Source organism: Pseudomonas sp. R11-23-07 (genome assembly GCF_003852295.1).
Taxonomy (GTDB): Bacteria; Pseudomonadota; Gammaproteobacteria; order Pseudomonadales; family Pseudomonadaceae; genus Aquipseudomonas.
The window spans coordinates 5,018,148-5,030,086 of the sequence record NZ_CP027761.1; the positions used below are offsets into that span (position 1 = coordinate 5,018,148).

Below are 11,939 nucleotides of genomic sequence, written 5' to 3' on the forward strand. Positions count from 1 at the left end.
GGGCTTGCCCCCGATGGCTTCAGCTAAAGCAACACAATTATTGCGAGCGAGGCTGCTCGGTCAGCATCACCGCCTCCGGCTCATCCACTTGGGCAGTGCGCTTGGGCAACAACACCTGCTGTGGATAAGTCTGCGCGAAATGCACCTCATCGCAGTTATCCACAAGCTTTTTCAGACGCTGGTTAAACGCACGGCTCACCGCATATTGCCCACCCGACACGGTACGGAACTGCGCCGTCAGCACCACGCCGTTGAGGTCCATCTTGTCGACCCCAAACACCTCCAGCGGCCCTTGCAGGTTGTACTTGAGGAACACATCGTCGCGGATCGACTGCCCGGCCTCGCGGATCAGCTCCACGGCTTTGTCCACATCGGTGTCGTAGGTGAACTGCACCGAGAAGAACGCATAAGCGAACTGCCGCGACTGGTTGGTGACGGCTTTGATCTGCCCGAACGGCACCGAATGCACGAAGCCCTTGCCGTCGCGCAGGCGCAGGGTGCGGATGGTCAGGCCCTCGACGGTGCCGGCATGGCCGGAGTCGAGCACCACCCAGTCGCCGATCGACAAGGTGTCTTCGATGATGATGAACAGGCCGGTGATCACGTCCTGCACCAACTGCTGCGAACCGAAACCGATGGCCAGGCCGACCACACCGGCACCCGCCAGCAGCGGCGCGACGTTGATGCCCAGGTTGGCCATGGTGGTGATCGCACAAATCACCACGAGGATAATCTTCACCGCGTTACGCAGCAGCGGCAGGATGGTTTTCACGCGGGTGCTGGGCTGGCGGCTGGAGCGCTTGTTCACCGGGGGTTTGAGCGCTTCCTGAATCGCCGTATCAAGCACCACCCAGAACAGCCAGGTCATCAGCAGGATCAGGCCGATGCTGCTGAGGGAATCGCTGATCGCCCGGCCCACCGAGTTGCGCTGGGCAAACTCGAACAACGACACGCCCCAGATCCGCCCGAGGATTTCAATAAAGGCGATGGCCATGACGATGCGCAATATCGCGTGCAACAGGCTGAGGAAGCGCTCCTTGTACGCGCTGCTGCGCTGGATCGCCACTTGGCTGCGCGACTTGAACAGGTGTTGCAGCACGGTACTGAGGAACACGGTGCCGATCAGCAGGATCGTGGTGAACAAGGCACAGCGTAGGGCCTTTTGGTTGTCGTCGCCGGCACCGATCAGGTTGATCGCCGAGACCAGCACCATCAGCAGAATCGGCCAATACCAGAGCCCGGAAAATACTCGCAATGACTGTTGCAACGCCGGGTGTTTGAGGCGCTGGGCCAGCGGCCGATTACGAATCAAATGTGCCACCGGACGCCGCAGGCGCACCACCAGCACGCCGAAGATCAGCGTGGCGAACAGGCCGGTAAACACGGCGATGCTGCTGGTGATATTGCCGCCGAACTGGCGGGCGATCTGCGGGCTGGTCAGTGCATCGCTGAGGGCCGCGAGGAAGCCGATCAGAAACAGCGGTTTGGGGCAGTAGTCGCGAATGATCTGCACCGCCGGGCGCTTGTGGCCGAGGTTGAACATGACAATGACGCACAGCAGCATTGAGGTGGAAAAGATGCCGCTACTGGTGGCGTAGGCAAAACACAGCGCCAGCGCCCGGCCCACGGAGTTGACTAGAAAGTGGCTGACAGACAGCGTCAACGGCAGGCAGATAACCGCCGGGATGGTGTAAGGCACCACGTACCCCAGCACCGCCAGCAGGCGCGCCCGGCGCTGGAAAAACACCCGCTGGCTCAAGCGCCGGACGATCAGGCGCCCTAGCAGGGTCAACAGCGCAAAGGCGCCGATCCACACCGCCGAGAGCAACAGAAAATCCCCGACCACGCTCCACGGCGAGCGCGCGGCCGTCTGGTTGACCAGCCGCCCTACTTCGTTGGCGGCGCGGTCGGCGCGCAGGCGCCATTCGTCGATGAAATTCTGGTTGAGGTCCAGCTTCTGCTGCACATCGTCGATGCTGGAGCTGATGGCCCCCAGCAGGCCGCCCTCCACCAGCAATTCCGGCTTGGCCGGGGCTTCGGGCTCAGGCGCGGTGGCTGCGGCATACAGTGCGCCATTGCCGCAGAACAGCAGCGCGCCGAGCAGTAATGCAGTCTTGAAATTCAGCAAAACACCGGGCTCCTTCAGAGGGTCTGTTAGGAACTGACGGGTTTGAGCCGTGATCGTTCCCCTGATTCAACCACCTGCTTCCTACCTTCGGACGCTCGACCGTTTGTAGGAATGTGGAAACTTTCGGTCAAAATTCACAGTCATCCCAAAACGCAGGGCAATCGACCCTACATCAATGGGAGTAAGCATGGCGGCGATTCATATCGGCATTTCCGGCTGGCGCTACACGCCCTGGCGGGGCGATTTCTACCCCGAAGGCTTGACCCAGAAACGCGAGTTGCAGTTTGCGTCACGCGCCGTCAACGGCATTGAAATCAACGGTTCGTTCTATGCGCTGCAAACGCCCAAGCGCTACGCCGAGTGGTATGCCGACACGCCTGAAGGCTTCCTGTTCAGCGTCAAGGCCCCACGCTATATCACGCACATCCTGCGCCTGCGGGAGGTGCACAAGCCCATGGCGAATTTCTTCGCCTCCGGGGTACTGGAGTTGAAAGAAAAGCTTGGGCCGATCCTTTGGCAGTTCCCGCCCAGCTTCAAGTTCGACCCGCCCCTGTTCGAAGCCTTCCTCGCCGAACTGCCCACCGACACCCAGCAGGCGGCCGCCCTCGCCCATCAGCATGAGCCGCGCCTGAATGGCAAGGCGAGCATGAAGGCCTACGGCAAGCGACCCATGCGCCATGCCGTGGAAATTCGTCACGCAAGTTTTGCGGTGCCTGAGTTCGTGCAGCTGTTGGATAAGTACGGCGTGGCCCTGGTGGTGGCGGACACCGCTGGCAAGTGGCCGTATGCCGAAGACGTTACCGCCAACTTCATGTACCTGCGTTTGCATGGCGACAAACAGTTGTACGCCAGCGGCTATACCGACGAAGCCCTCAAGCGCTGGGGCGACCGCATCGAGCGTTGGCGTCACGGCAAACAGCCCACGGATGCGCACCTGATTGATCCGAAACACAAGCCACGCGCCCGCAAACAGCGCGACGTATTCTGCTTTTTCGACAACGACATCAAGGTGCGCGCACCTTACGATGCCCGCCAATTGCTGCAGCGCTTCGGGCTGGATACCAACCTGCTGACGGAGCCCGGACGACTGCCCGAGCCGGGGGTGCTGGCATGACCCAGCCGGAGTTGATCCCGCCCACGCCCACCACCGCCATCACGCGCTTTACCGTGCTGACGGTCAATATCCACAAGGGCTTCACCGCCTTGAATCGACGCTTCATCCTGCCCGAACTGCGCGAAGCGGTGCGCAGCGTCGGCGCCGACATGGTGTTCCTCCAGGAAATCCACGGCACCCACGAGCGCCATCCCCAGCGCTACAGCGACTGGCCGAAGATGCCGCAGTACGAGTTCCTCGCCGACAGCATCTGGCCGCAGTTCGCCTACGGGCGCAACGCGGTCTACCCCCACGGCGACCACGGCAACGCGTTGCTGTCGAAATTCCAGATCATCCGTCACGACAACCTCGACATCTCCCAAAGCGGCCATGAAAACCGTGGCCTGCTGCATTGCGTCCTGCGCCTGCCGGGCAGCGGGCAGCAGGTGCATGCGATCTGCATCCACCTGGGCTTGCGTGAGGTGCATCGCCAGCAGCAATTGCGCTTGCTGGAGCAGCGCATCAGCGAGATTCCGGCTGACGCGCCGCTGGTGGTCGCCGGCGATTTCAACGACTGGCGCCAGCGCGCCGACCTCAGCCAAAGCGGCCTCAAGGAGGTCTTCGCCGACACCCTGGGCAAACCTGCGCGCACGTTTCCGGCGCGCCTGCCGCTGTTGCCGCTGGACCGCATTTACGTGCGCAATTTGAAGGTGCATAACCCCCGCGTGCTGACCACGCGGCCCTGGTCGCACCTCTCGGACCATGTGCCGCTGTCGGTGGAGATTGAGCTATGAACGTTGCTGTAGAACATATCGCCACCGATCAACCGCCGGATGACGCCAAGGCGCGTGACCTGGATTACGGCTGGCAGAGTGGCAATCAAATCGAACTGCTGGAGAATGGCGAGGCCTACTTCCCCAAGGTGTTCGAGGCCATGCGCGCGGCACAGCGCGAGATTCTGCTGGAGACGTTTATCCTCTTCGAAGACAAGGTCGGCTTTGAGCTCAAAGACATCTTGATCGAGGCGGCGCAGCGCGGGGTAAAGGTGGTTGCCAGCCTTGATGGCTTTGGTTGCGGCGAATTGAGTGTTTCGTTTTTGCGCGAGCTGGCCGAGGCCGGGGTGGCGGTGCAGATGTTCGATCCGGCCTCGAAAACGCTGGGCATCCGCACCAACTGGTTTCGCCGCCTGCACCGCAAAATAGTGGTGGTGGATGCCGCTGTGGCCTTCATCGGCGGCATCAACTTTTCCGCCGACCACCTGGGCGACTTCGGCCCTGAAGCCAAGCAGGATTATGCGGTGCAAATCGTCGGCCCGGCAGTAGCCGACCTGCACCACTTCGCCCTGGCGCAAAGTGGTCGTCAGGTGCGCACTCGGCGTGGCTGGCGGCGGCGCCCGCAACGCCCTGCGCCGTGGGCCACGTCTGAGGAAGACGGCTTGGTGCGCCTGATTTATCGCGACAACGTGCAGCATCGCGATGACATCGAAGAAGCCTATATCCACGCCCTGAGCAAAGCCCGTACACGCGCCGTGATCGCCAACGCGTATTTCTTCCCCGGCTACCGCCTGCTGCGCGAAATCCGCAACGCCGCCCGCCGTGGCGTGCACGTCCAGTTGATCATGCAAGGCCAGCCGGATGTGCTGCTCGCCAAGCTGGCGGCGCGCATGCTCTATGACTATCTGCTCAAGGATGGCGTGGTGATTCATGAATACTGCCAGCGCCCGCTGCACGGCAAGGTCGCCTTGGTGGACGATGACTGGAGTACGGTGGGCTCAAGTAATCTGGACCCGTTGAGCCTGGCATTGAACCTGGAAGCCAATGTGCTGATTCGGGATCGGGCGTTCAATCAGCAGTTGTACGAAAGCCTCGAAGCGCTGGCCAGAAACCACTGCCAGACCATGCCGGAGAAGCGCAAACCCCGCCTGTGGTTGTGGCGCCTGACCGTGGGTTTCCTGGTGTTTCATGTAATGCGTCATTTCCCGGTCCTGACCGGCTGGCTGCCAGCGCACAAACCGCGTTTGAAACCCATTGAGAGTCCGGCCCATGACGTCTGAAAAACACGGCTCACGGTTCCAGCGCTGGAAGAAACCCCTGACCATTGCGTTCTTCCTGCTGCTGATCGTGCTGTTCACCCTGCTTGCCCGGCGCATCGACTGGAGCGAAGTGCTGCAGACCCTGAGCGAATTCAAAGTGCGCACCTTGCTGATCGCCAGCGCGCTCACCGTGTGCAGCTTTATCGTCTACGCCTGCTTTGACTTGATCGGCCGCACCTACATTCGTCAGCCGTTGCGCTGGAAGCAGATCCTGCCGGTGGGGATCATCAGCTACGCGTTCAACCTCAACCTGAGCGCGTGGGTGGGCGGCATCGCGATGCGTTATCGCCTGTACTCGCGCCTGGGGGTGAGCACCAGCAACATCGCCAAGATCCTGGGACTGAGCCTGGCGACCAACTGGTTCGGCTATATGGCTATCTCGGGGGTGATTTTCAGCAGCGGCCTGGTCACCATGCCGCCGGGCTGGAAGGTCAGCACCACGGCACTGCAAGGCATCGGCGCGCTGCTGGTACTGGCCAGCCTGGGCTACCTGGCCGCCTGCCGGTTTTCGAAAAAGCGCGCGTGGACGATTCGCGGCATGGAAATCAACCTGCCGTCGCTGCGCATGGCGTGTTTGCAATTGATGCTGGGCGCGTTGAATTGGGCGCTGATGGCGGCGGTGATTTTCACACTGTTGCCGTCGAAACTGGACTATCCGCTGGTGCTGGGAGTGCTGCTGATCAGCGCGATTGCCGGGGTGCTCACGCATATTCCGGCGGGGCTTGGCGTGCTCGAAGCGGTATTCATTGGGCTGTTGCAGCATGAGGCGTCACGCGGGAGTTTGCTGGCCGGGTTGATTGCTTATCGGGCGATCTATTTTATTTGCCCGCTGCTGATCGCACTGGTGATGTATTTGGGTGTGGAAGCGAAGGCCAAGGCGTTGCGGGTCAAGAAGACAGCCTGATACGAAGTTGAAACAGACAGACTGATCGTCCCCACGCTCCGCGTGGCCATGCAGCCCGGGACGCTCTGCGTCACCCGTGCGCATTAGCTTGGCTGGACGCGGAGCGTCCCGGGAGGCATTCCCACGCAGAGCATGGGAACGATCTACGTCACTGGCTTATTGCGACTGAATGATGCTCAACCGCTCGCCCACTACCATCTCGGTGATCCAGTCCACCAGGATCGAGGTGTAGGCCTGCTGCGACACCGGATCGCTCAATGAATGGTCGGCGCCGTCGATGATGCGATGGGTCAGGGAATGGGTCTGCTGGCACGCCGCGCGGTAGCTCATGATGGTGGCGTGGGGCACGTGGTCGTCGGTTTCCGATTCGACGATCAGTACATCGCCGGTAAATTGCGCGCAGGCATGCAAGGCGCGGTTGGTTTCGGCACGCACCAGGGTGCTGCGGTAGTCCATCAGGTCGGCTTTATCCAGGTCACGCTTGGGCTTGAGCCATTCCTGGTCGCGGTACAGCGCCGGCACACGCAACGCCAGCCAGCGCACCGGGCGCAATGAGGTGAGGATGGCCGCCAGGTAGCCGCCGTAGCTGGTGCCCACCACCGCCACCGCCGAGGTGTCGATCGCCGGGTGGGACAGCAGGCGGTCATAGGCGGCCAGCAGGTCGCGCAGGTTATCTTCACGGGTCACGCGGGACAGCGGGATCCCGGTGCCGGCGTGGCCGCGCAGGTCGAAGGTCAGACACACGCAACCGAGCCCCGCGATGCCTTTGGCCCGTTCCAGGTCGCGCTCCTGGCTCCCGCCCCAGCCATGCACGAACAGCACGCCCGGCACTTTGGATTTGGGGCTCAGGAAGGTCCCGCTCATCTGTTCGTCGTCTATATCGATCGCAATGCTCTCGCTTCTAGCCGTCATAAGCCTCAACCGTCACGTATTTGAGTAAAAAATCGCTGTTTTCAGCCGGGCCTCGGTACACCTCGATGGCATCCGCCGGCAGCGCCTGGTCCACGTAGGTTTCCACCGAGGCCACACGGATCGCCGTAAGGCTCGGGTTGTTGATAAAGCTCTGCAGCGCCGCGACTTCCGCGCTGCTGGCCCCGCCCATGCGCCAGGATTGCTCGAGCACGCCACTGCGGCGCTGGCCGTCGCTGTCCAGGCCCTGGGCGATGTCGTAGTTGCGCCGCGAGGCGTAGAAGCCCGGGTAGGCTTCGTCGGCAGCACTGTCGAAGACCTGTGCTTGCCTGACGGCTTCACGCACATCATCGGGCAGGTCCAGCGTGAGCAGGTCGTCGTAGCCACCGGGCACCACCAGCAGTTGAGAGCCGCCATAAACGTCCTCCCCCTGCCCGTCCCGGGTCAGGTATTGCTCGCCGCAGTAGCTCAGCACCTGATCGCCAATAAAGCTCTGGCCTACACTGTGAGTGACCACGTCGTGCAGGTCTTGTTCCAGCACCACGCCATCGTCGAACATCCCCGCCGCTTCGGGACGCGCTAATAGGGCGTCGAATTCGTCGAGGCTGCGAATGACTTGCTGGCCGCGCCCAGCGCAGGCGTTCACGGGTTTCAAGCGAATCGGCCCGCTGTAGAGCAAGCGCGTGGCGGCCGGCCGTGCATCCTCCACAGCGAAGACACTCAAGCCATCGAGTACCACGTCGCGCACCCGCTCACTGAACAACGGCGACCAGCCTTCCGGCGCCTTGGCTTCTGGGCCCAGCAGGCCATGACTGATGGCTTTGGTGCAGATGAACCCGTGATCGACATAACCGCCCCACAGGTCTTGCGGGCCCTTGATATTGAGCGCGCGGGCTTGGGCCGCCCCCACCAGGGTTTGTGTGGGAAGCAGGTACAGATCGCGGCCAGCATGCTTCTGTGGATCGTAGCTGCCGCCGAACTTGAGCCCCAGTATCTGCGCCAGCCAGCGCGCCAGGGCGCGATTGGTGTCGACTTCATGCTGGGGTGCGCCAGCGCGTGTCGAGTGAGCGACTAGCCATTTTTTCGGTGAAATTGGGGTCATGCGTCCCCCTTGGCATTCGGCCATGTATGTGGGGGAAGCGTAGCAGGGATCAGGCCAATATCTGGTTGAGGAGGATCGTTTGAAAATCAAACAGTTGGAGCAAACGCAATAGCAGTTAGCCTGCGTCATTCTGCACGACGCTGCTGCGGGTATGCGGCGTTCTGCACGATTCACATGAATCGCACCCCATATCCGGCGACGGCGCCAGCTAAGATACTGGGCCTATCAACCCATCACGAGGCAATTCACATGGCCAAGCAAGCACTCATCCTGATCGATGTCCAGAACGACTACTTCCCCCAGGGCAAGTGGCCGCTTGATGGTGTGGAGGCCGCCGCGGACAACGCTGCGCGAGTGCTGCAGGCCTTTCGTCAGGCCGGGGATGCCGTGATTCACGTTCGTCACGAGTTCGAAGGCGATGACGCGCCGTTCTTCACGCCGGGCTCAGAAGGTGCTCATCTGCATGCCAAAGTGCTGAACCAGGGCAATGAGCCGGTGGTGCTCAAGCATTTTGTGAATGCTTTTCGCCAGACCAACCTGCGCGAGTTGCTGGAACAGCGCAGCATCACCGACGTGGTTGTGGTCGGCAGTATGAGCCATATGTGCATCGATGCGGTGGTGCGGGCAGCAGCGGACTTGGGCTACAAGGTCACGGTGATCCACGATGCGTGCGCGACCCGCGACCAGGAATTCAATGGGCAGGTGATTCCCGCCGCGCAAGTGCATGGCGCATACATGGCGTCGCTGGCCTTCGGGTATGCGGGCGTGGTGTCGACAAATGACTATCTGAAGGCCCAAGCGGCGGTGGCTTGACCGCCGCTGAGTAACCTCAGCGCGTGGCGATGATGAACAGGCGCGGGAATGGCAGCAACACGGTGCCGTCGCTCAGGGCTGGGTAAGCGTTGCTAATCCGCGCCTGGTACTCCTGCAGGAACGCAGCTTGTTCGCCATCATTCAGGGGGGCCAGGAAGGGTCGCAGCCCTGAAGCCTTGAACCACTCCACCACGGCCGCGTGGTCTGCCAGCGGATGTTGGTAGGTGGTGCGCCATACGTCGACGGTAGTGCAGTACCGACTCAGCAGCTCGTAGTAATAGCTCGCCGAATGTCGCTCGTTATGCTTGACCGCGCCGATCTTTGCAGCCCATGGTCCCTGCGCCGCGACTTCGCGGGCGAGCCGGTGGGCAGGCTCGTCGAGGTTGTCCGGCGTCTGTATCGCCAGCGTGCCGCCGGGGGTCAGTTGATGGACCAGATGCGGATAGAGCGTGGCGTGGTCAGGCAGCCACTGCAGGGAAGCATTGGCGAGAATCACGTCGAACTGCTGCGCCGGGGTCCAGGCGCCGATATCCGCCAATTCGAAGCTGAGCGTCGGCAAGCGTTTGCGCGCGTCGATCAACATGTCGTCGGAGCTGTCCATGCCGGTGATGTGCGCATGGGGAAAGCGCTCGGTCAGCACCTGGGTGGAATTGCCGGGGCCACAGCCCAAATCGACGGCTGTGCCCACGTCGGTATTGGGAATCGCCGCCACCAGGTCGCGGACGGGGCGCGTGCGTTGCTGCTCGAACATCGTGTATTGCTTGGCGGACCAGGTCATAGGATTCTCCTCTCTTGGTGGTTAAGCATCGCCCATAAAAAACCCCCGACGCCAGGCTATCGGGGGTTTTGTTGTGTCTGGAGGTTTAGGCCTCAGAACGGGATATCGTCATCAAAGCTGTCGAAATCCGGAGCTGGCTGCGGCGCGGCCTGTTGTGGCGCTGGGCGCGACTCACGCTGAGGCTGCTGGCTTGGCTGCGGACGCGACTGCTGTGGACGCGGTGCCGAGTTGGACATGCCGCCCTGGCCCTGTTGATCGCCCTGTGGACGGCCGCCCAGCAGTTGCATGGTGCCTTGCATATCGACCACGATTTCGGTGGTGTAACGCTTGATGCCGTCTTTTTCCCACTCGCGGGTCTGCAATTTGCCTTCGATGTACACCTGCGAACCTTTGCGCAGATACTCACCGGCGATCTCGGCAACCTTGCCGAACATCGACACACGGTGCCATTCGGTTTTCTCGACCTTCTGGCCAGTCTGCTTGTCGGTCCACTGTTCGCTGGTCGCCAGACTCAGGTTGGTCACGGCGTTACCGTTCGGCAGGTAGCGAACTTCGGGATCCTGGCCGCATGTACCGACCAATATGACTTTGTTAACCCCACGGGCCATAACGTTCTCCTAGGCTGGGCGCGCTGTCGGCACTGGGTTGACCAGTTGCTCGAGCGTCGCGCGATCCAATAATTCGGTGTCCAATTTGATGTAAATCGCAGCTTCTTCCGCGATCACTACTGCATCCGTTACTCCAACGACGGCCTTGAGGCGCTCGGCCAGGCCAGCTTCGCGCATCGCTTCAGGCGATAACGGCAGGCGCAGGCTCGTCACATACGGAGGTTCGCGCATGGTAACAGCAAAGGCCAGCCAAAGTGCAGCCAGCCCGGCGCATCCGAGGAACACAACCGACAAACCGCCATGCTGGAACATCCAGCCGCCCATGATCCCACCCAGCGCCGAACCGAGGAACTGGCTGGTGGAATACACGCCCATCGCCGTGCCCTTGCCACCGGCCGGTGAAACCTTGCTGATCAGCGAAGGCAATGACGCCTCCAGCAGGTTGAACGCGGTGAAGAACACCACCGTACCGATCACCAGCGCCCGCAGGCTGTCGCCGAACTGCCAGAAGAATAGTTCAGTGAGCATCAATGTCGCGACGGCGCCGAGTAAAACTCGTTTCATTTTGCGTTTCTTCTCGCCGTAGATGATGAACGGGATCATGGCGAAGAACGAAACCAACAGCGCGGTCAGGTAGACCCACCAGTGCTGCTCCTTGGGCAACCCGGCTTTTTGCACCAGGGCCAGGGGCAAGGCGACGAAGCTGCACATCAGCATTGCGTGCAACACGAAGATACCTAAATCCAGGCGCAACAGGTCCGGATGCTTGAGGGTCGGCAACAGCGCCTGGCGCGCGACGCCGGATTCACGGTGCTGCAGCGTGCCGGTAGAGCGCGGCACCATAAAGGCCACGATCACGATACCGAACAACGCCATGCCGCCGGTGGCAAGAAACAACCCATGCAGGCCGAACGCGCGCGTCAGCAGCGGGCCGACCACCATTGCCACGGCAAACGACAAACCGATGGTCATGCCGATCATGGCCATGGCCTTGGTGCGATGCTGTTCGCGGGTCAGGTCCGACAGCAGCGCCATTACCGCGGCCGAAATCGCCCCGGCGCCCTGCAGGATACGTCCGGCGATCACGCCCCAGATCGAATCAGACTGCGCCGCGAGCACACTGCCGAGGGCGAACACGATCAGCCCCAGGTAAATCACCGGGCGCCGGCCGATACGGTCGGAAATGATGCCGAACGGAATCTGGAAGATCGCCTGGGTCAGGCCATAGGCGCCAATCGCCAGGCCGATCAATGCGGGGGTCGCGCCGGCGAGATCCATCCCATAGGTCGCCAGCACCGGCAACACCATGAACATGCCCAGCATACGGAAGGCGAACACCAGGGCCAGACCGCTTGCCGCTCGGGTCTCGCCGCTACTCATGCGTTCGCTATGGGGATCGTGCATGGAAAAACCTCGTGTGAACCGGCGGCGATTCTACCAGTCCCATCGATTGAGGGGGTATATGCGGCGCTTTGCCGCGCAGCTTTCATGTAAGGCTGCAAGCGGCCTTTT

The 11,939-nt window shown here is 61.7% G+C and carries 11 protein-coding genes; 5 read left to right on the forward strand and 6 right to left on the reverse strand.

Translation table 11 applies throughout. The annotated features are described in order from the left end of the window. Nucleotides 1–37 precede the first annotated feature (37 nt). On the reverse strand, nucleotides 38–2,128 hold the full coding sequence (locus C4J84_RS22970) for a mechanosensitive ion channel family protein (protein ID WP_124372016.1): 2,091 nt from the start codon (nucleotides 2,126–2,128) through the stop codon (nucleotides 38–40). Between the two features lie 187 nt (nucleotides 2,129–2,315). On the opposite strand from C4J84_RS22970, the gene C4J84_RS22975 reads away from it, so the two are divergent. Genes C4J84_RS22975 through C4J84_RS22990 form a run of 4 tightly spaced genes read left to right on the forward strand, consistent with a single transcriptional unit; the run spans nucleotide 2,316 to nucleotide 6,217 of the window. Continuing rightward, nucleotides 2,316–3,242: a DUF72 domain-containing protein gene (locus C4J84_RS22975; protein WP_124372017.1), complete on the forward strand. Its 927-nt coding sequence runs from the start codon at nucleotides 2,316–2,318 to the stop codon at nucleotides 3,240–3,242. Then, entirely contained in the window at nucleotides 3,239–4,015 is a 777-nt protein-coding gene (locus C4J84_RS22980) for an endonuclease/exonuclease/phosphatase family protein (RefSeq protein WP_124372018.1), read from the forward strand. Before C4J84_RS22975 ends, C4J84_RS22980 begins: the two co-directional genes overlap by 4 nt. Further along, nucleotides 4,012–5,274, forward strand: a complete 1,263-nt coding sequence (gene clsB, locus C4J84_RS22985; protein ID WP_124372019.1) for a cardiolipin synthase ClsB — start codon at nucleotides 4,012–4,014, stop codon at nucleotides 5,272–5,274. Before C4J84_RS22980 ends, clsB begins: the two co-directional genes overlap by 4 nt. Beyond that, entirely contained in the window at nucleotides 5,264–6,217 is a 954-nt protein-coding gene (locus tag C4J84_RS22990; RefSeq protein WP_124372020.1) for a lysylphosphatidylglycerol synthase domain-containing protein, read from the forward strand. Before clsB ends, C4J84_RS22990 begins: the two co-directional genes overlap by 11 nt. A 156-nt stretch (nucleotides 6,218–6,373) precedes the next feature. Here C4J84_RS22990 and C4J84_RS22995 read toward each other — a convergent pair whose 3' ends face one another. Together C4J84_RS22995 and C4J84_RS23000 are read right to left on the reverse strand one after the other, a co-directional pair. Next, nucleotides 6,374–7,129 carry a S9 family peptidase gene (locus C4J84_RS22995; protein WP_124364607.1) on the reverse strand — a complete coding sequence of 252 codons (756 nt, stop codon included), beginning with the start codon at nucleotides 7,127–7,129 and terminating at the stop codon, nucleotides 6,374–6,376. Continuing rightward, nucleotides 7,119–8,228, reverse strand: a complete 1,110-nt coding sequence (locus C4J84_RS23000) for a DUF3182 family protein (RefSeq protein WP_124436162.1) — start codon at nucleotides 8,226–8,228, stop codon at nucleotides 7,119–7,121. Before C4J84_RS23000 ends, C4J84_RS22995 begins: the two co-directional genes overlap by 11 nt. A gap of 249 nt (nucleotides 8,229–8,477) precedes the next feature. On the opposite strand from C4J84_RS23000, the gene C4J84_RS23005 reads away from it, so the two are divergent. Next, on the forward strand, nucleotides 8,478–9,041 hold the full coding sequence (locus tag C4J84_RS23005) for a cysteine hydrolase family protein (RefSeq protein WP_124372022.1): 564 nt from the start codon (nucleotides 8,478–8,480) through the stop codon (nucleotides 9,039–9,041). Between the two features lie 16 nt (nucleotides 9,042–9,057). On the opposite strand, the gene tam is transcribed toward C4J84_RS23005, so the two are convergent. The 3 genes from tam to C4J84_RS23020 form a co-directional block, all read right to left on the reverse strand. Continuing rightward, complete coding sequence (gene tam, locus C4J84_RS23010; RefSeq protein ID WP_124372023.1) at nucleotides 9,058–9,819, reverse strand: trans-aconitate 2-methyltransferase; 762 nt, start codon at nucleotides 9,817–9,819, stop codon at nucleotides 9,058–9,060. Between the two features lie 92 nt (nucleotides 9,820–9,911). Further along, nucleotides 9,912–10,427: a single-stranded DNA-binding protein gene (locus C4J84_RS23015; RefSeq protein ID WP_003232445.1), complete on the reverse strand. Its 516-nt coding sequence runs from the start codon at nucleotides 10,425–10,427 to the stop codon at nucleotides 9,912–9,914. Nucleotides 10,428–10,436: 9 nt separating this feature from the next. Further along, entirely contained in the window at nucleotides 10,437–11,831 is a 1,395-nt protein-coding gene (locus C4J84_RS23020; protein WP_124364611.1) for an MFS transporter, read from the reverse strand. Nucleotides 11,832–11,939: the final 108 nt, after the last annotated feature.

Excerpts from the sequence above, each read along its gene's own strand:
- C4J84_RS22975 (WP_124372017.1), top strand. The coding sequence starts at position 2,316 with ATGGCGGCGATTCATATCGGCATTTCCGGCTGGCGCTACACGCCCTGG.
- C4J84_RS22980 (WP_124372018.1), top strand. The coding sequence starts at position 3,239 with ATGACCCAGCCGGAGTTGATCCCGCCCACGCCCACCACCGCCATCACG.
- clsB (WP_124372019.1), top strand. The coding sequence starts at position 4,012 with ATGAACGTTGCTGTAGAACATATCGCCACCGATCAACCGCCGGATGAC.
- C4J84_RS22990 (WP_124372020.1), top strand. The coding sequence starts at position 5,264 with ATGACGTCTGAAAAACACGGCTCACGGTTCCAGCGCTGGAAGAAACCC.
- C4J84_RS22995 (WP_124364607.1), bottom strand. The coding sequence starts at position 7,129 with ATGACGGCTAGAAGCGAGAGCATTGCGATCGATATAGACGACGAACAG.
- C4J84_RS23000 (WP_124436162.1), bottom strand. The coding sequence starts at position 8,228 with ATGACCCCAATTTCACCGAAAAAATGGCTAGTCGCTCACTCGACACGC.
- C4J84_RS23005 (WP_124372022.1), top strand. The coding sequence starts at position 8,478 with ATGGCCAAGCAAGCACTCATCCTGATCGATGTCCAGAACGACTACTTC.
- tam (WP_124372023.1), bottom strand. The coding sequence starts at position 9,819 with ATGACCTGGTCCGCCAAGCAATACACGATGTTCGAGCAGCAACGCACG.
- C4J84_RS23015 (WP_003232445.1), bottom strand. The coding sequence starts at position 10,427 with ATGGCCCGTGGGGTTAACAAAGTCATATTGGTCGGTACATGCGGCCAG.
- C4J84_RS23020 (WP_124364611.1), bottom strand. The coding sequence starts at position 11,831 with ATGCACGATCCCCATAGCGAACGCATGAGTAGCGGCGAGACCCGAGCG.